General features: G+C 71.7%; 16 protein-coding genes. 8 read left to right on the plus strand and 8 right to left on the minus strand.

Annotated elements, in window-relative coordinates; all coding sequences use genetic code 11:
• Window positions 1–261: 261 nt before the first annotated feature.
• From ACFO60_RS32170 to ACFO60_RS32190, 5 genes are read left to right on the plus strand one after another with little or no spacing between them, the layout of a single operon-like run.
• The gene (locus ACFO60_RS32170; protein ID WP_380848022.1) at window positions 262–1,536 is read left to right on the plus strand and encodes an ABC transporter substrate-binding protein; all 1,275 of its coding nucleotides are present in this window, start codon (window positions 262–264) and stop codon (window positions 1,534–1,536) included.
• A gap of 47 nt (window positions 1,537–1,583) precedes the next feature.
• Entirely contained in the window at window positions 1,584–2,537 is a 954-nt protein-coding gene (locus ACFO60_RS32175) for a carbohydrate ABC transporter permease (RefSeq protein ID WP_380848025.1), read from the plus strand.
• Window positions 2,534–3,376, plus strand: a complete 843-nt coding sequence (locus ACFO60_RS32180; RefSeq protein WP_380848028.1) for a carbohydrate ABC transporter permease — start codon at window positions 2,534–2,536, stop codon at window positions 3,374–3,376. The genes ACFO60_RS32175 and ACFO60_RS32180 overlap by 4 nt, the downstream gene beginning before the upstream one ends.
• Entirely contained in the window at window positions 3,373–3,918 is a 546-nt protein-coding gene (locus tag ACFO60_RS32185) for a hypothetical protein (RefSeq protein ID WP_380848031.1), read from the plus strand. The genes ACFO60_RS32180 and ACFO60_RS32185 overlap by 4 nt, the downstream gene beginning before the upstream one ends.
• Window positions 3,919–3,976: 58 nt before the next feature.
• A complete protein-coding gene (locus ACFO60_RS32190) occupies window positions 3,977–6,676 on the plus strand; it encodes an exo-rhamnogalacturonan lyase family protein (RefSeq protein WP_380848034.1) in 2,700 nt (899 codons plus the stop codon).
• A 107-nt stretch (window positions 6,677–6,783) separates the two neighbouring features.
• Here the strand turns inward: ACFO60_RS32190 and ACFO60_RS32195 are convergent, their stop codons facing one another.
• From ACFO60_RS32195 to ACFO60_RS32225, 7 genes are all read right to left on the minus strand, one after another.
• The gene (locus ACFO60_RS32195; RefSeq protein ID WP_380848037.1) at window positions 6,784–8,049 is read right to left on the minus strand and encodes a sensor histidine kinase; all 1,266 of its coding nucleotides are present in this window, start codon (window positions 8,047–8,049) and stop codon (window positions 6,784–6,786) included.
• A 168-nt stretch (window positions 8,050–8,217) separates the two neighbouring features.
• On the minus strand, window positions 8,218–9,198 hold the full coding sequence (locus ACFO60_RS32200; RefSeq protein ID WP_380848040.1) for a M24 family metallopeptidase: 981 nt from the start codon (window positions 9,196–9,198) through the stop codon (window positions 8,218–8,220).
• Window positions 9,195–10,109: an ABC transporter ATP-binding protein gene (locus ACFO60_RS32205; RefSeq protein ID WP_380848043.1), complete on the minus strand. Its 915-nt coding sequence runs from the start codon at window positions 10,107–10,109 to the stop codon at window positions 9,195–9,197. The genes ACFO60_RS32200 and ACFO60_RS32205 overlap by 4 nt, the downstream gene beginning before the upstream one ends.
• A complete protein-coding gene (locus ACFO60_RS32210; RefSeq protein WP_380848046.1) occupies window positions 10,106–10,996 on the minus strand; it encodes an ABC transporter ATP-binding protein in 891 nt (296 codons plus the stop codon). The genes ACFO60_RS32205 and ACFO60_RS32210 overlap by 4 nt, the downstream gene beginning before the upstream one ends.
• The gene (locus tag ACFO60_RS32215; protein ID WP_380848049.1) at window positions 10,993–11,874 is read right to left on the minus strand and encodes an ABC transporter permease; all 882 of its coding nucleotides are present in this window, start codon (window positions 11,872–11,874) and stop codon (window positions 10,993–10,995) included. The genes ACFO60_RS32210 and ACFO60_RS32215 overlap by 4 nt, the downstream gene beginning before the upstream one ends.
• A 31-nt stretch (window positions 11,875–11,905) precedes the next feature.
• Window positions 11,906–13,117 (minus strand): ABC transporter permease, encoded by a 1,212-nt coding sequence (locus ACFO60_RS32220; RefSeq protein WP_380848052.1) that lies wholly within the window; start codon window positions 13,115–13,117, stop codon window positions 11,906–11,908.
• A complete protein-coding gene (locus ACFO60_RS32225) occupies window positions 13,092–14,708 on the minus strand; it encodes an ABC transporter substrate-binding protein (RefSeq protein WP_380848055.1) in 1,617 nt (538 codons plus the stop codon). The genes ACFO60_RS32220 and ACFO60_RS32225 overlap by 26 nt, the downstream gene beginning before the upstream one ends.
• Window positions 14,709–14,827: 119 nt before the next feature.
• On the opposite strand from ACFO60_RS32225, the gene ACFO60_RS32230 reads away from it, so the two are divergent.
• Window positions 14,828–15,478, plus strand: coding sequence for an Lrp/AsnC family transcriptional regulator (locus ACFO60_RS32230; RefSeq protein WP_380848058.1), 651 nt, complete (start codon window positions 14,828–14,830; stop codon window positions 15,476–15,478).
• A 16-nt stretch (window positions 15,479–15,494) separates the two neighbouring features.
• Here the strand turns inward: ACFO60_RS32230 and ACFO60_RS32235 are convergent, their stop codons facing one another.
• Window positions 15,495–15,878 carry an avidin-fold protein gene (locus ACFO60_RS32235; RefSeq protein ID WP_380848061.1) on the minus strand — a complete coding sequence of 128 codons (384 nt, stop codon included), beginning with the start codon at window positions 15,876–15,878 and terminating at the stop codon, window positions 15,495–15,497.
• Between the two features lie 216 nt (window positions 15,879–16,094).
• Here ACFO60_RS32235 and ACFO60_RS32240 point away from each other — a divergent pair, with 216 nt between their 5' ends.
• Both ACFO60_RS32240 and ACFO60_RS32245 read left to right on the plus strand, forming a co-directional pair.
• On the plus strand, window positions 16,095–17,651 hold the full coding sequence (locus ACFO60_RS32240) for an AMP-binding protein (RefSeq protein ID WP_380848064.1): 1,557 nt from the start codon (window positions 16,095–16,097) through the stop codon (window positions 17,649–17,651).
• A 312-nt stretch (window positions 17,652–17,963) separates the two neighbouring features.
• Complete coding sequence (locus ACFO60_RS32245) at window positions 17,964–18,776, plus strand: SCO2525 family SAM-dependent methyltransferase (RefSeq protein WP_380848066.1); 813 nt, start codon at window positions 17,964–17,966, stop codon at window positions 18,774–18,776.
• Window positions 18,777–18,781 lie beyond the last annotated feature (5 nt).

Raw genomic sequence — 18,781 nt, forward strand, 5'->3', positions numbered from 1 at the left:
GCCGAAAGGGAGCCGTGACCGCCGTCGTCGTCCTTCCGCCGTGATGATCAGGGCGTGGCGTACCGATGCGAGCCGGACGGTGGGTCTTGTGGAATCGTGTCAAGAACGTTTTAATCCCCGTTAAGGCGAGTGTGAAGATCGTGTGTTCCGCGAGGTGAAAGGCCGTGGAGGCCTTGCGCGCGCGGGTTGTGAGCGCTGTTCCGGGCTGAGGGACGGTGCGTTTCGCCATGCCGTCGGAAAGCGCTTTCCGTAGGAGGGGACATGTCTCTGCGCAAGGTCCTGACGACAGCTCTCGCGACCGGTCTGCTCGCCGCGGTGGCGGCCTGCGGCGGCGGTGGCGGCGGGGCCGGGGACGGCACGGCGACCATCCGCTTCGCCTGGTGGGGCAGCGAGCAGCGCGCGAAGATCACTAACGAGGCCGTCCGGCTGTTCATGAAGAAGAACCCGGCGATCAAGGTCGTCACCAGCACCGCCATCTACGACGCCTACTTCCAGAAGCTCGCCACCGAGACCGCCGGCGGCAACGCGCCCGACGTCATGCAGATGAGCGACCGCCACCTGCGCGAGTACGCCGACCGCAACGTCGTGCTGGACCTGCGCCCGCACGAGGGCAAGGAGATCCGCACCGCCGACCTCAAGAAGGAGGTCATGGGGCTCGGCACGATGGGCGACAAGCTCTACGGCCTGCCCCTCGGCCAGACCGCCGTCGTGATGATCTACAACCCGGTGCTGTGGAAGAGCGCGGGCGCGAAGGAGCCGAAGCTCGGCTGGACCTGGGACGACTACTTCGAGGCCGCCAAGAAGGTGACCGAGCACACCGGCAGGAAGGTCTACGGCGCCGGGGACTTCGGCGGCATCGAATCCTGGTTCAAGGTGTGGCTGTCCCAGCAGGGCAAGGGCCTGTACACCGCGGACGGCCGGCTCGGCTACACCGAGAAGGACGTCCTCACCTGGTGGGAGATGGCCACGAAGTTCCGCAAGGCGGGCGCCTCGACCCCTGGAGAGATCACCGCGGTCAACCCGGCGGGCTCGCCGCTGGCGCGCAAGCTGTCGGCCTCGGAGTTCCAGCCGGACTCCACGGTCGCGCCCGACGCCTGGGCCGGCTACGACAACCCCTACGCACTGGCGCCGCTGCCGCAGGTCGGCGGCGACCTCGGCCTGTACGGCGAGCCGCCCATGCTGCTCAGCGTGTCCGCCCGGACCAAGCAGCGGGCCGCGGCGCTCAAGCTGGCCGACTTCATCATCAACGACCCCGAGGCAGCCAAGATCCTCGGCATGTCGCGCGGCCTGCCCGCCAACGCCACGAACCGCGAGGCGATCGCGCCGTCCCTCACCGGAGCGTGGAAGCAGGTCTACGAGTACGAGGAACTCGTCGCCGGCAAGGTCAAGCTCGGCCCGCCCGCCCCGCCCAAGGGCGCCGGCACGCTGTTCACCCTGTTCGACAAGTACTACCAGGACGTCATGTACGACAAGGCGACCCCGGCCGACACCGCGAAGCGGTACTACGCCGAGGCCCAGCAGATCATCGCCGGCTGATCGGGACGGCCGATGCATCCCACCAGACGGACCCGCGGGCGGCCTCGATGAGCGCGCGGCCGTCCACGCTGGAACGGGCCCGCGCCGCGCCCGCCGCCGGCCGGCCACGCGCGGCCTACGGGGAGCGGCCGGGCGTGGCGTACCTGTTCCTGTCGCCGTGGGTCGCGGGCGCCGTGCTGCTGACCGTGGGGCCGATGCTCGCCTCGCTGTACCTGTCGTTCACCGACTACGACCTGTTCACGGCGCCCTCGTTCGTGGGCGCGGACAACTACGTCCGGCTGTTCACGCAGGACGCGCACTTCCTCAACGCGGTGTGGGCGACGGCCAGGTTCGTCGTCTTCTCCGTCCCGGTGCAGCTGGTGGCGGCGCTGGCGGTGGCCATGCTGCTCAACCGGGCGAGCCGCATGCAGGGGCTGTACCGCTCGGCGTTCTACGCTCCCTCGCTGCTCGGCGCGAGCGTCGCGGTGGCCCTGGTGTGGCGGGCGATGTTCTCCGGCGGCGGGGCCGCCGACCAGGTGCTCTCGATCTTCGGCGTCAGGACGGGCGGCTGGGTGACCGACCCCGACCTCGCGCTGCTGGTGCTCGTGCTGCTGGGCATCTGGCAGTTCGGCGCCCCGATGGTCATCTTCCTGGCCGGTCTGAAGCAGATACCGGTGGAGCTGTACGACGCGGCGTCGGTGGACGGCGCGGGGTGGTGGCGGCGGTTCTGGTCGATCACGGTGCCGATGCTGTCGCCGGTGATCCTGTTCAACCTGGTGCTGGACACGATCAGGGCCTTCCAGGTGTTCAACGCCGCGTTCGTCGTCAGCAACGGCACAGGCGGCCCCGGCGACTCGACCCTGTTCTACACGCTCTACCTGTGGCAGAAGGGCTTCGTCGACTTCCAGATGGGCTACGCCTCGGCGATGGCCTGGGTCCTGCTGGCCGGCATCGCCCTGGTCACCACGCTGATCTTCAGGTCGGCCCGCTCCTGGGTCCACTACGGAGGTGGTGAGCGGTGACCCGTCCGAGAGTGCGCCGGGTGGTCTGGCACCTGGGGGTGGCGGCCGTGCTCCTGGTGATGCTGTACCCGGTGCTGTGGCTGGTGACCAGCTCGGTCAAGCCCAGCGCGCGCATCGCCGCGAGCGTCGGGCTGTGGCCGGAGTCGTTCACGCTCGGCAACTACGCCGCCGTCCTCGACGCCTCCGCCGGCACCCCGGTCTGGCGGTACTTCCTGAACTCCACGCTCGTCGCGGGCGGCGCGGTGATCGGCAACGTCGTCACCTGCTCGCTGGCCGCCTACGCCTTCGCCCGGCTGAGGTTCCGGCTGCGCACCCCGCTGTTCGCGTTCATGCTGGCCACGATCATGCTGCCGCAGCACGTCGTCCTGATCCCGCAGTACACCATCTTCCAGCGGCTCGGCATGGTCGACTCCTTCTGGCCGCTGGTGCTGCCGAAGTTCCTGGCCACCGACGCGTTCTTCGTCTTCCTGATGGCGCAGTTCATCAGGCAGCTGCCCCGCGAGCTGGACGAGGCGGCCCGCATCGACGGGTGCGGGCCGATCAGGATCTTCGCCCACATCACGCTGCCGCTGATCAAGCCCGCGATGATCACGACGGCCATCTTCACGTTCATCTGGACCTGGAACGACTTCTTCACCCAGCTGATCTACCTGTCGTCCCCCGAGCGGCTCACCGTGCCGCTGGCGCTGCGCATGTTCGTCGACCTGCAGGAGAGCGCCGCCTCCTTCGGGCCGATGTTCGCGCTGTCGGTGCTCTCGCTGGTGCCGGTGCTGCTGTTCTTCGCCGCCTTCCAGCGCTTCCTGGTCCAGGGCCTGGCCACCTCGGGACTCAAAGGATGAGCCGCCGCCTGGCGCTCCTTTCCGAGTCGCTGCTGCTCGGGGTGCTGGTGTTCCTCGCCTCGCTGCCGCTGGTGACCGCCTTCGCCGCGCTGGCCGCAGGCTGCGCGCTGCTGCGCGAGCGCGGGGAGAGCGCCGTCGGGGTGCGGCCGTACGCCCGGCGTCTGCTGGCCGTCGCCCGGGCCGGGCCGCTCGCGTTCGCCGTCCCGGCGGCGCTCTGCCTGGTGCTCGCGCTCGACTGGGCGGCCGTGGAGTCCGGCCTGCCCGGGCACGAGGCCTTCGCCGTATTGGTGCCGCTGCTGGCCGTCGCCGCCGCCGCGCTCGCGCTGCGCTGCGCCGGGGCCTGGCGGCCCGGGACCGGCTGGCCTGAGGCCTTCCGCGCGGCGTCGCGGGCCGACGTGTACGGCACCGCGCTGCTGGCCATGGCGGTGGCGGCCGCCGCGGTCGTCTGCTCGACCTTTCCCCTGGTCACCCCGCTGGCCCTCGGCCAGCTGGTCCTCGCCGCCGTCGCCGTCGACGCGCGGGTCCCCGTCCAGCACGCCTGACCTCGGACGCCAGCACGTCTCCGAGGCCGGCCATCACGCACGGAGGTGCAGTTCAGCCATGCCGGAGATCGCCCGACGAGATGTGTTGAAGGGGATGGCGGCGGCCGGCGCCGGCGCCGTCCTGCCCGCCGGCCCCCTGTACCAGGGCGCCGCGACGGCCGCCGCGGCGCCCGAGGTGACGGTGCGCTGGCTGGAGGAGACGCCCTCCCTCGCGGCCGGCTCGACCTGGGGCACCCCGTGGCCGCGCGGGACGGTGCCGAGGGGGCAGGCGTTCGCGCTGACCGCTCCCGGCGGCGCGGCCGTGCCGGTCCAGACCTGGCCGATCGCCTACTGGCCGGACGGGTCGCTGAAGTGGACCGCGCACGCGCTGAGCGCCGCCGCGCCCGCCGCGGCCTACACCCTGGCGGCCGGATCGCCCGCCGCGCCCGCCGCGCCGGTCACCGTGAAGGACGCCAAGGGCCACGTCGAGGTGGACACCGGCGTGATCAGGGTCCGCGTCCGCAAGGAGGGCTCGGAGCTGATCAGCCACGTCTGGCGAGGCGCGGCCGAGATCGCCCGCCGGGTGCAACTGGTCAGCCTCCGGCAGGACGCGATCGCCGACGACGACGAGTCCGCGCCGCGGCGCGAGCGCCTCCTCGGCGACGTCCGCAAGGTCACCGTGGAGCAGAGGGGACCGGTGCGGGCGGTGGTCCGCGTCGAGGGCAGGCACCAGAGCGCCAAGGGCGGGACGTGGCTGCCGTTCACGGTGCGCCTGTACTTCTACGCGGGCGCCGAGAGCATCCGCATGGTGCACACGTTCGTCTTCGACCGCGACGGGACGCGCGACTTCGTCGCCGGGCTCGGCGTGCGGTTCAAGGTGCCCATGCGCGACGAGACCTACGACCGGCACGTGCGGTTCGTGGGGGAGGGGCACGGGATGCTGGCCGAGGCGGTCAAGGGCATCACCGGCCTGCGCAGGGACCCCGGCGCCGCGGTGCGCGCCGCCCAGGTCGCGGGCGTCAGGCTGCCCGACGTCTCCACGTGGGACACCCGCGTGAGCGGCCGCCTCCACCTGATCCCCACCTGGGGCGACCACACCCTCGCCCAGCTGTCGGCCGAGGGCTTCACGGTGCGCAAGCGGACCAAGAAGGGGCACGCCTGGGTCGACGTCGACCAGGGCGGGCGCGCCTCGGGGCTCGGGTACGTCGGCGGGGTGTCCGGCGGGGTGGCGTTCGGGCTGCGCGACTTCTGGCAGCGCCACCCCACCCAGCTCGACGTCCGCGGCGCCGCGTCGGAGGAGGCCGAGGTCACCGTCTGGATGTGGTCCCCCCAGGCGGCCCCGATGGACACGCGCTTCTACCACGACGGGATGGGCCAGGACACCTTCCCTGAGCAGCTGGAAGGGCTGGAGATCACCTACGAGGACTACGAGCCCGGGTTCGGCACGCCGTACGGCATCGCCCGCACCAGCGAGCTGATGTTCTGGGCCGTCGGCGCCACCCCGGACGCCGCCCGGCTGAGCGCGATGGCGGACGCCGTGCGCACCCCGCCGCAGATCGTCAACCCGGTCGGGCACCTGGTCGCCGCGAAGGTCTTCGGCGGGCTGTTCGCCCCGGCCGACCGGTCGACCCCCGCCGCCGCGGCGATCGAGGACCACCTGGACTTCCTGTTCTCCTACTACAAGGGGCAGGTCGAGCAGCGGCACTGGTACGGGTTCTGGAACCACGGCGACATCATGCACACCTACGACACCGACCGGCGGGTCTGGCGGTACGACGTCGGCGGGTACGCGTGGGACAACTCCGAGCTGTCGCCGGACCTGTGGCTGTGGTACGCGTTCCTGCGGTCGGGCAGGGCCGACGTCTACCGGTTCGCCGAGGCGATGACCCGGCACACCGGCGAGGTGGACGTCTACCACACCGGCCCGTGGGCGGGGCTCGGCACCCGGCACAACGTGCAGCACTGGGGATGCAGCGCCAAGCAGCAGCGCATCTCCACGGCGGCCTACCGGCGCATCTTCTACTACCTCACCGCGGACGAGCGGGTGGGCGACCTGATGCGCGCGCTGGTCGGCTCCGACAAGACGTTCATGGCGCTCGACCCCCTGCGCAAGATCCGCACGGAGCCGTACACGCCGGACCCGGAGGCGCTGGCCATCGGCCTCGGCACCGACTGGTCGGGGCTGGCCGCCGCCTGGCTGACCGAGTGGGAGCGCGGCGGGGACCCGGTCGCGGAGAGGAAGCTCAAGGCGACCATGCGCACGATCGCCGCGATGCCCAACGGCTTCGTCACCGGCGAGGGGCTGTACAGCCTGAGCACCGGCGAGTTCGCCCCGGCGCGGAAGAAGGTGGCGGTCTCGCACCTGTCGGCCATGTTCGGCCAGGTGGAGATCTGCGCGGAGCTGATCGACCTGGTCGACATGCCGGAGTTCGAGGCTGCGTGGCTGCAGTACTGCCGGCTGTTCAACGGCACCGCGGCCGAGCAGACGGCCGAGACGGGGGCGGCGTTCGGCAATCTCATCCTGCGGCAGGGGCACTCCCGGCTGACCGCCTACGCCGCGGTGCGGCTCGGGCGCGACGACCTGGCGGCCCGCGCGTGGCGCGAGTTCTACACCGGCGACGGCTACGCGCCCACCCTGCCGTGGCGGTCGGAGAAGGTGGCGACGACGCTGAACCCCACCGAGGAGGCGGCGTGGGTGTCCACCAACACCACCGCCTTGTACGGCCTGGCGGCCATCCAGAACCTCGCCCTCGTCGGCGACCGGATCACCCCTCCCTGACCCGCGACCGGCGGGCCCGGCGGGCCGCGCGCCCTCCTTGGCCCGCGACCGGCGGGTCCGGCCCGCCGCGTGCCCGCCCGGGCCCGTAGCCCCGGCCGCGGCCAGGGCTACGGGCCGCTGAGGAGGGGGAGGCGCAGGACGAAGCGGGCGCCGAGCTGGCAGTCCTCGATGACCAGGGTCCCCTCGTGGTGCTGGGCGATGTCCCGGGCGATCGCCAGCCCGAGGCCGGTGCCCTGCTTGTCCTTCTCGCGGCCGGAGGGCAGCCGCGTGAAGCGCTGGAAGACGACCTCCCGCTGGTCGGGCGGGATGCCCTCGCCGTCGTCGATCACCTGCATCTCGGCGCACCCGTCGTCGCGGTCCACGATGATGGTCACCGTGGAGGTGGCGTGCCGCTCGGCGTTGTCCAGCAGGTTGGTCAGCAGCCGCAGCAGCTGGAGCCGGTCGCCGCTGACGACCACGCCGGGCCGCAGGCGCAGCACGACGCGTTTGCGCCGGGGGCGGCGGCCGACCTCGGTGCGCACCAGCTCGGCGAGGTTGATGTAGCTGCGCGAGGCCTGCTCGCCGGCGTCGAGCTTGGCGAGCACCAGCAGGTCGGTGACGATGGCCTGCAACCGGTCCAGGCTCGAGACCAGCGCCTCGGCCATCTTCAGCCAGTCGGTGTCCTCCGGGTGCAGCAGGGCCTCCTCCACCTGCGTGCGCATGGCCGTGATGGGGCTTCGAAGGTCGTGGCCGGCGTCGGAGGCGAAGCGCCGCTGCTGCTCCACCGCCTGTTGCAGGCGGTCCAGGGTCGAGTTGACGGTCTCGGTGAGCGCGCCGATCTCGTCGTGCTTCTCGGGGGCCGGGACCCGGCGGCCGAGGTCCGTGACGGTGATCTCCGACAGCCCCGCGCACACCTCCTCGACGGGCGCGAGGGCGCGGCGCACGATGCGGTACGTCCCGATGGCGCTCGCCCCCGTGAGCAGCAGGCAGACGCCGGCGACCACCAGGAAGAACGCGGGGTTGACGTACCACGGGACGGGCGGGCCGGCGCCGTAGATGATGTAGTCGCCCTGCGGCCGGTAGAAGCGCAGCGCCACGACGTCCAGGCAGGTGTGCGGGAACCCGGGCGCGGAGCAGATCTCGTTGCCGGCGACCGCGGCATCGCCCGGCGGGACGAACCGCGCGATCGGCGGGCGCCCGGCGAGGTCGGCGGTCGAGGCGATGACGTGGCCGGAGGGGTCGACGACCTGGATGTGCCGCACGTCGTCCTCCGGCGCCACGATCGGGCGCAGTGATCCCTGGTGGATCATGCGGGAGACGTGCATGAGGCTCGCCATGATGTCCTGGCGCTGGTGAGACTCCGCGAGGCGGTACATCCCCATGAAAACGAGCACGCTCGCGCCCGCGCACGCCAAGGCCGTCATGACGCTGGCGACCCATGTCAGCCTGGTCCGTACGGACCAGTCGCGCCAGAGCCTCACCGCGCCCCCCTGTCCGCCTCGTGATCACCCTAAATCCGCATCATTCGAGGTCAGGGCAGCGAAAGGGCAAGATGGCACAAACTATGGATCAAGGACATGCAGCGTATGGGGTGCCTGGTTCATCGTCCGCCCCCCGGTTCCTGTGCATTCCACTACATCTCCGAGCCGGGCTCCGTAAAGGTCCGGCACATGGATCGCGGGCTCGATCGTCATGGTCATGCCGGCGGTGAGCACCGTGCGGTCGGCGGCGGTGAGCCAGGGTCCCTCGCGCGGTTCCAGGCCGACGCCCTGGCCCGTTCCCCGCGTGACGTGGGGCCCGTAGCCGCTCTCGTCCAGCACGGTCCAGGCGGCGGCGTCAACCTCGGCGGCCGTCGCGCCCGGCCGCACGGCCTCCGCGGCGGCGTCGTGAGCCGACAGCAGCACCGCGTACAGCGCCTCGAAGTCCTCCGGCGGCTCGGCCACGAAGAAGGCGCGGGCGGCGTGCGCGTGGTATCCGCCCGACCGGGCGGTGACCCGCACGGTCACCGCGTCGCCGGGGTTGATCACGCGTCCGGACGGCGCGTGCCGGGGCCGCGCCGTGTTCTCCCCGGCCGCCACCACCACCGAGACGTGCCCCGCGTCCCCCGCCTCCGCGCGGAGCCGGCCGGCCATGCCCTCCTCCGTGGCGCCGAACCACGACAGCGTGCGCGCCGCCGCGAGGACGCGGTCGGCGGCCGCCGCCGCCCGTTCGATCGCGGCCACCTCCGCGGGGCGCTTGCGCATCCGCAGCGGATCGAGCACGGCCGAGGCCAGCACCAGGTCGGCGTCCACGCGCAGCACGAACAGCTCGTGCGCCCGCATCTGCGCGTCCACGCCCACCCGCGACGCCGAGGCGGGGATGAGCGCGGCGGCCTCGGCGGCGTCGGAGGCGAAGCCGGGCGGCAGGCCGGGCACCAGCACGAGGAACCCCGAGGCGTCGTGCCCGGCGACGTACCGCAGGTCGGGCGAGGGGCGCAGAACCAGCGCGTCCAGGCCCGCCTCCGACATCCGCGCGTGGACGGCCGCGATGACCTCCCCGGTCATGCGGGCGGATGCAGCCAGCAGGCCACCGGCCCGAACGCGGGCTCCTTGTCCGCGCACACCTCCATCGCCACCGGGCACCGCGGATGGAAGCGGCATCCGGACGGCGGGTCGGCCGGGTCGGGCACGTCCCCGGGCAGTTCCGCGGGCAGCCTGCCGAGACCGTCCGGCTCCGGGATGGCCCTCAGCAGCGCCTGGGTGTAGGGGTGGCGGGGCTCGGCCCAGACCTCGGCGGTCGGCCCGGTCTCCACGATCTTCCCCAGGTACATCACCGCGATGCGGTCGGCGATCAGCCGGACCACCGACAGGTCGTGGCTGATGAACAGCAGTCCCGCGCCCGACTCGACCGCGAGGTTGCGCATCAGCGTCGCCACCTGCGCCTGCGCGGAGGCGTCCAGCGCCGAGATCGGCTCGTCGCCGATCAGCAGCGAGGGGCGGGCCGCCAGGGCGCGGGCGATCGCGATGCGCTGGCGCTGCCCCCCGGAGAACTCGTGCGGGTAGCGCCCGGCCATGTGGCCGGGCAGGCCCACGCGTTCCAGCATGTCGGCCGGAGTGGTCTCGCGGTCGCCGGCCGCCGCCAGGCCGTCGGCGATCTGCGCGCCCACCCGCCGCCGGGGGTTGAGCGAGGCGTACGGGTCCTGGAACACCATCTGGATCTTGGTGAGCGCGGGGTCCCTGCGGCGCAGGCCGAGCGGCGTGACCGGGCCGTCCTGGAACGCGACGGCGCCGCCGCCCGCCGGGACCAGCCCGCAGACGGCGCGGGCCAGGGTGGACTTGCCGCAGCCGGACTCCCCGACCAGGCCGACGACCTCGCCGGCCGCCACGTCCAGGCTGGCCCCCGCGACCGCGCGCACGGCCGGCCTTCCGGGCGTCCGGTGGTCGACGACCAGGTCCCGCACGGTCAGCAGGCTCATGAGCCCTCCCTCGGCGAGGTGTCCGGCGCTTCGCCGGGTGGCACGGGTTCGCTCGCCGGCCCCTGCGCCGGGTCGCGCGGCCCGGCGGCCGCGCCCTCCCTCGGCAGCGCGTCCAGAAGCGCACGGGTGTAGGGATGCTCCGGCTCGCGCAGCACCCGGCCGCGCGGCCCGGTCTCCAGGACCAGGCCCTCCCGCATGACGCTGACCTCGTCGGCGACCGCCGACATGACGCCGAGATCGTGCGTCACCAGCAGCACGGCGAGCCCGAGGTCGTCGCACAGGCTCCTGATCAGACGCAGCACGCCCGCCTGGACGGTCACGTCCAGCGCGGTGGTCGGCTCGTCGGCGATCAGCACCTTCGGGCCGCAGGCCAGGGCGATCGCGATCGCGATGCGCTGGCGCATGCCTCCGGAGAACTGGTGCGGGTAGCGGTCGGCCGCCGCGGCCGGTCCGGGGATGCGCACCTTCCCGAGCAGCTCGACCGCCCGCGCCCGCGCCTCGGCCTTGCCGATGCGCAGGTGGTGGCGCATGTGCTCGGTGATCTGGCGGCCGACGGTCAGCATCGGGTGCAGGCTGGTCGCCGGGTCCTGGAACACCATGGCGATGTCGCGTCCCCGCACGGCGTTCAGGTCGCGCTGCGCCAGGCCGAGCAGGTCGCGCCCGTCCAGCTCGACGCGGCCGCCCGTACGGGCGCCGTGCGGCAGCAGGCCGAGCGCGGCGAGCCCGGTCATCGTCTTGCCCGAGCCGCTCTCGCCGGCCAGGCCGTGCACGCGTCCGGGGCGCAGGGTCAGGTCGACCCCGCGCAGGATCTCGTGCCCGCCGATCGAGACGGTCAGCCCTTCGACGCTCAGCACCGGCGAGGCGTCCCGCGGGTCGTTCACGGTCACAGCGCACGCTCCTTGATGGCGCGGGCGGTGCGCGGGTCCAGGGCGTCGCGGAGCGTGTCGCCCAGGAAGTTGAAGGCGAGCACCACGGTCAGGATGGCGAGGCCCGGGAAGGTCGCGACCCACCAGCTGTCGAAGACCTCGACGCCGGAGGCGACCATCGCCCCCCACTCGGAGGAGGGCGGCTTGGCCCCGAGCCCGAGGAAGGACAGGCCCGACAGCAGCAGCAGCGCGGTGCCGATGTCCAGCGTCGCGAGGACCAGGATGGGCCCGGTCACGTTGGGCAGCACGTCCACCCGCAGGGATCGCCAGGCGGAGAAGCCGAGCAGCCGGCCGCTGAGCACGAACTCGCGTTCGCGCATGCCGAGCACCAGGCCGCGCGTCACGCGGGCGTAGGCGGGCCAGGCCACGACCAGCACGGCGAGCACCGCGTTGGTGAGGCTGGCGCCGAGGGCCGCGGCGACGACCATGGCGAGGATCACGGTGGGGAAGGCGAAGACCAGGTCGGCCAGCCGCATGATCCCCTCGCCGACCCATCTGCCGAAATATCCGGCGCAGGCCCCGAGGGCGCCGCCGATCAGCAGCGACAGCACCACCAGCAGCAGCGTCAGCGGGATGGACACCCGCGCGCCGTACATGATGCGGGACAGGATGTCGCGGCCGAGCTGGTCGGTGCCGAACCAGTGGCCCGGGCCGGGGGAGGCCAGCCGGGGCAGGTCCTGGGCCAGCGGGTCGTGCGGCGCGAGCAGCGGGGCCGCCACGGCGATGACCAGCCAGGCGAGCGCGACCACCCCGCCCACCACGGCGAGCGGCTGCCGCCACGCCTCCGGCAGGCGAGAAAGGACGCCCTTCCTGTCCGGCGCGCCCGGAAGGATCCTCACGCCGGCCCCCCTCCGCGGCGGACGCGGGCGATCACGACAGCCTCACTCTCGGGTCGATGATCCCGTACAGGACGTCGACCACCAGGTTGATCAGGACGTACACGAAGCCGACCACCAGGCCGACGCCCATGACGGCGGGCAGGTCGAGGGTCGTGGCGCTCTTGTAGGCGTACTGGCCGATGCCGGGCCGGGCGAAGACCGACTCCACCAGCACCGTGCCGGACAGCAGGCTGCCGAACGCCAGGCCGGCGACCGTGATGATCGGCACCAGCGCCGACCGCAGCACGTACCGGAACAGGATCACCCGTCCGGGCAGGCCCTTGGCCCGCGCGGCGCGCACGTAGTCCTGCCCGAGCACCTCCAGCACCGCCGACCGCGTGAAGCGGGTGAGCAGGCCGATGGTGTAGGCGGCCAGCACCAGCGCCGGGGTGATCAGGTGCCCCACGGCGGAGGAGAACACCTCCCACTGGCCCGCGAGGGCGGCGTCGACCGTGTACAGGCCGGTGACCGCCGGCGGCGCGCCCATGTCGGGCGCGATCCTGCCGCTGCCCGGGGTGATCTGCAACCGGAAGAAGAACACGTAGAACGCCACCAGGGCCAGCCAGAAGGTCGGCACCGAGATGCCGACCAGGCTCACCACGCGCAGCACCTGGTCCGACAGCCGGTCGCGGCGCAGCGCGGCGACGACGCCGAACGCGACCCCCGCCACCAGCGAGATCAGGATGGCGCCGCCGGCCAGCTCGATCGTGGACGGCACGAACTCCGCCAGGTCGTCCAGCACGGGACGGTGGCTCTGCTGGCTCATGCCGAGGTCGCCCTGGACCAGGCCGCCGAGGTAGGTCAGGTACTGCGCCGGCAGCGGCTTGTCCAGGCCGTGCTCGGCGCGGAACTGCGCGACGATCGCCGGGTCCCCGAGCGCCCGCTGGCCGAGGTTGGCCGTCACCGGGTCGCCGGGCACCAGGTTGGTCAGGACGAAGGTGACCAGCGTGATCCCGAATCCGAGCAGCACCGCGACCGCGATCCTGCGCGCCAGGAACCGCGCCAGCGGATGCCGCCGGTGCCCCCTGCCGGACGTCCGCCGCCGGCCGCCGTCGCTCGTGCCCGGAGCGCCGTCGCTCATGGCAGGACCGCCGTCGGTCGCGCCGGGGCCGCCGCCCGCGGCCCGCGTGCCGCCCGGACGGGCGGCGCGGCCGGTCGCCGCGCCGCCCGCCGGGTCCTCACTTGGCGCCGAGGGCCGCGACATCGACCGTCCACACCGGGTGGAACTGGAGCCCGGTGACCGAGGCCGCCGTCACGATGTTCTGGCTCGGCTGGATCAGCGGGATGAACGGCCCGGAGGCGTTCAGCTTGTTCTGGATGTCGGTGTAGAGCTGCTTTCGCGTGTCGTCGCCGATCGTGGAGGCCGCCTTGTCGCCGAGGGACTCGAGGTCCTTGTCGGCCCCCGCCTTCCAGCCGGCGCGCAGGCCGACCGTCTTGCCGGGCAGGAAGGCCAGGTAGTCGGTCGGGTCCGGGTAGTCCGGGCCCCAGTACCAAAGGCCCAGTTCCTCCTTGCCGTTGCGGTAGTTGTCCAGCGCCGTCGCCACCGGCGCGGGGGCCAGCTCGACGGTGATGCCGACCTCCTTGAGGTTGGCCTGGATGCGCTCGGCGAACGGCTGGAACGACAGGCCCTGCAGGGTGAGGTCGCTCGGGTACTCCAGCTTGACCGACGGGTTGCTCACCCCGCTCGCCGCCACGGCCGCCTTGGCGCCCTCGACGTCCCGCTTGACGGCCTGGTCGGCGGGCAGCGCGCCCAGCAGCATCGTCGGGATGACCCCCGGCGCCTGCACCGAGCCCTCGCCGGCCAGCTCCAGCAGGCCCTGGTAGTCGACGCCCTTGCGGACGGCCTCGACGATCTTGGGGTTGACGGTCGCCTTGCTGACGCCGGGGTCCTGGTTGGCCAGCAGGAACACGACGTTCGCCGAGGCGGTCTTGAGGGTCTGGAAGTTCCCGCTGACGCCCTTGATCTGGTCGCCGGACAGGTCCAGCGCGATCTGGCTGTCACCCCGCTGGACGTTCAGCTTCTGGGTGGCCGACTCGACGTTGCGGATGACCACCTTGGTGTAGGTGGGCTTGTCCGGGCCCCAGTACTTCGCGTTGGCCTTCAGCACGACCTGCGAGGAGGTGTTGAAGGACTCCAGCTCGTAGGGCCCCGACCCGGCGGAGGCGCCGTTGAGGTACTGCTCGGCCTTGTCGGAGGAGTCGGCCGTGCCGCCGTGCTCCTTGACGACCTTGGAGTTCAGGATGCCCAGCGCCGGGTTGGGGAGGATGAACGGCAGCTCGGGCCGCGGCGTCTTGGAGGTCATCGTGACCGTCGTCGCGTCCGTCTTGGCCACCTCGACGCCGTCCAGCAGGAAGGACGGGTTGCCCTTCAGGTCGCGGACGCGGTTGAGGGAGAACACGACGTCGTCGGCCGTGATGGGGGAGCCGTCGGAGAACGTGGCGCCCTGGCGCAGCTTCAGCGTCAGGGTCTTGCCGTCCGGGGACTGCTCGAAGGACTCGGCGAGCGAGGGGACCGGCTTGGTGACGTCCGAGCCCTCGAAGGTCAGCAGGGTGTCGTAGAGCGCCTTGCCGACGATCAGGCCGGTCGGCTCGTAGTTGCGGCCGGGGTCGGCGGTCTTGAGGGTGAAGGACGCGTCCATCACCAGGGTCTTGCTCGTGCTGCCGCCGCCCTGCGGCGACGTGGTGGACGTGCTGCCACCGGAGCAGGCGGCGAGGGAGAGCGCGCCGGTGAGCAGGACCGGCAGCAGAGCCGCCCTCGCCTGCCATGCCGTACGGCGCCGCGAGCGGGTCGCCATTCTGTGTCCTCCGGAATTGGGCTATGTAGACGATTGTTAGCGTGTGGTCCAGGATTGTCCGGTAAAACGTCCAGCTCATGGCAGTGGGCCGAGACGGATAGAGCACATGGGGACGATGTATGACCGAAATGTCAGGCCCGCCATCGTCCGGGACCGGGGTCCCTGGACGGATCGGCATCGGACTCCAGCTGGACGCCGTCCACATGAAGATCCTTGAGGTGCTGCGGGAGAACGGCCGCATCTCGGTGGCGGCGCTGGCGGAGCGGGTCGGGATCTCCCGGGCGAGCGCCTACACCCGGTTCGAGGCGCTGCGCGCCGACGGGGTGATCAAGAGGTTCACCGCCGAGGTCGACCACGTGCGCGCCGGGCTCGGCATCACCGCGCTGGTCTTCGTGACCGTGCGCCAGCAGATGTGGAAGCAGTTCCGCGCCCAGCTCGCGCAGATGCCCGAGGTGGAGTACTGCGCGATCACCACCGGCCAGCACGACGCGATGATCCAGGTCAGGATGCCCGACGTCGCCTCCGTGCACGCGCTGGTCACCGAACGGCTGGCGAGCATCCCCGCGGTGAAGGCCACCGAGACCGTCTTCATCCTGGACGAGGTGCTCAAGCGGCCCTACGTGCTGCCCTCCGACGGCCGCTCGCGTCAGGCCCCTCGCCGGCCGCCGGCCGCCGACCCGGCCCCGCAGCCCCCGTCGAACGTGCCCCTCGGCAAGATGCGCTTCGTCGGCGCCGCCGAGGGCCGCGCCCACCTCCACAAGGACACCTGACGAAAGAGGGGCTCGCTCAGGCCGTTCCCACCTCTTCGCAGACGCTGACCTGCGGGGTGTCGTCGCCGTCGAAGGCGAACTCCTCCACCAGGCGCAGGCGCCCGTCGGGCAGGGTCTCGATGCGGCTGGTGCTGCGTCCCGTCGCCCTGGCGCCGGACTTCAGCGCGTGGGCGTAGGTGAGTTCGATCAGGTCGCCGTCCCTGGTGCCGACGAACCGGCCCTGGACGACGGTGTCGCCGGTGTAGCCGCCCCAGATGACGCCGTTCGCCTCCTCGTAGCGGAACCGCGTGGGCTCGTCGGCGTCCACCTCGCTCGCCGTCGAGCTGACCATGACGAACGTGCGGCCGTCCAGAAGGTCATGGGAGGGGGAGAGGTCGCGGGGAAGGTTGCTGTCGCTCACGTCACCGCATCGTGCCCGTCCGCGCCGCCGGGGCAAAACCGGGCTGGACGTTTCGCTCACCGTCGCCGCGCCGGCGGGGTGATCTGTCTGCGGCGTCCCCTCGGACCGAGCGATGTTCTGTACGACCGGCCGCGCGGGTTCGGAGACCGTGCGGTCGGGGGACGGAGTACATGAATCGGCCTCACGCCTCGACCATCCCCGCGACGAGGAGCGCCCATGGACATCAGTGACCTTCCGGGCTTCTATGCCATCGCCGGCGCCGACCCCGGTCGCGAGGCGGTCGTCGGCCCCGGCGGCGCCGTCACCACCTACGGCGAGCTGCTCGCCCGCGTCGACCAGGTGTCGCACGGGCTCAGGGCGCGCGGGCTGGTCAGGGGGGAGGTGGTGGCGGGCGTGCTGCCCAACGGCGTCGACCCGGTGGTCATGCTCCTGGCGACCGGGCAGATCGGCCTGTACTACGTGCCGGTCAACTGGCATCTGACCGCCGCCGAGATCGCCTACATCCTGCGCGACTGCGACGCCCGCGTCGTCGTGTACGGAGACACCGGCGACGGCGCCCTCCCGGCCACCGTCAAGGACGCCTGCGCCGCGGCGGAGATCCCGGCGGAGGCGACCTTCGCCGGGTACGCGGGCCTCGCCCAGGGCCGGCCGGCGGGGGCGCCGGAGGACCGGTCGAGCGGGTCGGTCATGTGGTACACCTCCGGCACCACCGGGTTCCCCAAGGGTGTGCAGCGGGCGCTGCCCGGCTCCGCGCCCGAGGAGTCCTGGCCGGGCACCAGATGGTTCGTGGGCGAGGTCTGCGACCTGCGGCCGGGCGACGAGGTCCACCTGGTCACCTCGCCGATGTACCACTCGGCGCCGTGCGCGCACACGCAGATCGCCCTCCACCTCGGACACACCGTGGTCATCGCCCCGAGGTTCGACCCGGTCGCCATCCTGGAGCTGATCGAACGCCACCGGGTGACCAACGCGATGATGGTGCCCACGATGTTCCACCGCATGCTCCGGCTGCCCGCCGAGGTCAAGGAGCGGTACGACCTGTCCTCGCTGCGGCAGGTCGTCCACACGGGCGCCGCCTGCCCGGTCGCCGTCAAGAAGGCGATCATGGACTGGTGGGGGCCGGTGCTGTACGAGTACTACGGCTCGACCGAGTCCGCCATCGCCTTCGCCGTCAAGCCGCGCGAGTGGCTGGCCAGGCCCGGCACCGTCGGCCGTCCCGCGCCCACGTTCGAGGTCCGGATCCTGGACGAGGACGGCGGCGACCTGCCCGCCGGCCGGCCCGGCATGATCTACGTCAGGTCCTCCGTGGGCTCCTTCCACTACCGCAACGACCCCGCGCGGACCGCCGCCGGCAAGCGCGGCGAATGGTACGCCCCCGGCGACATCGGCCACCTGGACGAGGACGGCTACCTGTTCCTGTGCGACCGCCGCACAGACCTGATCATCTCGGGAGGGGTGAACATCTACCCGGCCGAGGTCGAGGCGGCCCTGCTGGAGCATCCCGCCGTCGCCGACGTGGCCGTGATCGGCGTCCCGGACGAGGAGTGGGGGCAGAAGGCCGTCGCCCTCGTCCAGCCGGCTCCCGGCACGCCCACCGGCCCCGCGCTCACCGCCGAGCTGCTGACCCACTGCGCGCCGCGCATCGCCCGGTTCAAGCACCCCCGCGTCGTCGAGTACCGCGACGAGCTGCCCCGCACTCCCACCGGCAAGCTCTCCCGCTCCCGCCTCCGCGACGCCTACCTCCAGACAATGGGGGAGATGCGTGATTTATAGGGGTTTATCGACTGAGCTAGTTCCTGTAGGCTAGAATCCAAGTGGCGTACTATTGCCACGTTCAAGGTCCATGTCGGGTTTTATGGGCGGCGCCTTTTTCTTATTTCTGTGCGGCGGTTCTTGCGCTGATACCCATGGCGCATGAATAAGATGTGGCGACAGCCGGCGGCTCCGAGGGCGCCCTGGAGCCACTGCGCCTGGGACGCGGTCGTTCGAGGCCACGGCTCTCCGCGTGACAGGGGTTCTCCCTGGCACGGCGGAGCCGTCTCGCCCGATCGTGTCGTTCATGAGAAAAGGCAGCGTAGTACCGCCATGCATGCTGATCCAGAAGTCGGGACCGGTGCGGCCGGGCATAACAGCGACTTCCCGTGGGACGAGTTCGACTCGCAGTCGTATTACCGGCACAACTACCGGACGATACGGGACGACGACCGGGCCATCCTGGGCGAGGTTCGCGACTTCTTCAGCTCGTTCGGCGACAGGTCGGGGCTCAAGGGTCTGGACGTGGGGACGGGCGCCAATCTTTACCCTGCTCTGGCGTTGCTGCCGCTTTGCGATGAGATCACGATGTGGGAGTACTCCGAGTCCAACGTCGTGTGGCTCCGGCGGGAACTCCGCGGATACTCCGGCTTCCTCGACGCGGCGCTCAAGGTGCTGACCGGCCGCGGTCTCGGGTACTCGCGGACCTGGGACGCCTTCTGGGAGGTCCTCTGCGAGAAGGGTCTCTACGGTGGCGTGGACGACCCGCGCAAGACGCTGAAGGCGCGCGCCAGGGTGTGCCGGAGCAGCATCTTCGAGCTTCCGCCGCAACAGTGGGACGCGGGAACGATGTTCTTCGCCGCCGAATCGCTGACCGGAGACGAAGGGGAGTTCGAAAGCGCGGTCCAATGTTTTCTGGGCGCTTTGCGGCCGGGCGCGCCGTTTGTCATCGCCTCTATGGAGAACTCTCAGGGCTACACCGTCGGGAAGTATCGGTACCCCGCCGTCGCGATAGAAGAGGATGACCTTCGCAAGATGCTGAAAGATCGCGCGACCGGCACCTCGGTACGGCATATTGAAAGTGACGGGTCATTGCGTACGGGGTATAGCGGGATGATTCTAGCGCGCGGCATACTACGGGAGTAGCTCGC

Origin of the sequence: Sphaerisporangium dianthi (assembly GCF_042654065.1) — a bacterium.
Classification (GTDB): Bacteria; Actinomycetota; Actinomycetes; order Streptosporangiales; family Streptosporangiaceae; genus Sphaerisporangium; species Sphaerisporangium dianthi.

What these genes read in the sequence shown, in the direction of transcription:
- ACFO60_RS32170 (WP_380848022.1), top strand. Translation starts at nt 262, where the DNA reads ATGTCTCTGCGCAAGGTCCTGACGACAGCTCTCGCGACCGGTCTGCTC.
- ACFO60_RS32175 (WP_380848025.1), top strand. Translation starts at nt 1,584, where the DNA reads ATGAGCGCGCGGCCGTCCACGCTGGAACGGGCCCGCGCCGCGCCCGCC.
- ACFO60_RS32185 (WP_380848031.1), top strand. Translation starts at nt 3,373, where the DNA reads ATGAGCCGCCGCCTGGCGCTCCTTTCCGAGTCGCTGCTGCTCGGGGTG.
- ACFO60_RS32190 (WP_380848034.1), top strand. Translation starts at nt 3,977, where the DNA reads ATGCCGGAGATCGCCCGACGAGATGTGTTGAAGGGGATGGCGGCGGCC.
- ACFO60_RS32200 (WP_380848040.1), bottom strand. Translation starts at nt 9,198, where the DNA reads ATGACCGGGGAGGTCATCGCGGCCGTCCACGCGCGGATGTCGGAGGCG.
- ACFO60_RS32205 (WP_380848043.1), bottom strand. Translation starts at nt 10,109, where the DNA reads ATGAGCCTGCTGACCGTGCGGGACCTGGTCGTCGACCACCGGACGCCC.
- ACFO60_RS32220 (WP_380848052.1), bottom strand. Translation starts at nt 13,117, where the DNA reads ATGTCGCGGCCCTCGGCGCCAAGTGAGGACCCGGCGGGCGGCGCGGCG.
- ACFO60_RS32225 (WP_380848055.1), bottom strand. Translation starts at nt 14,708, where the DNA reads ATGGCGACCCGCTCGCGGCGCCGTACGGCATGGCAGGCGAGGGCGGCT.
- ACFO60_RS32230 (WP_380848058.1), top strand. Translation starts at nt 14,828, where the DNA reads ATGACCGAAATGTCAGGCCCGCCATCGTCCGGGACCGGGGTCCCTGGA.
- ACFO60_RS32240 (WP_380848064.1), top strand. Translation starts at nt 16,095, where the DNA reads ATGGACATCAGTGACCTTCCGGGCTTCTATGCCATCGCCGGCGCCGAC.
- ACFO60_RS32245 (WP_380848066.1), top strand. Translation starts at nt 17,964, where the DNA reads ATGCATGCTGATCCAGAAGTCGGGACCGGTGCGGCCGGGCATAACAGC.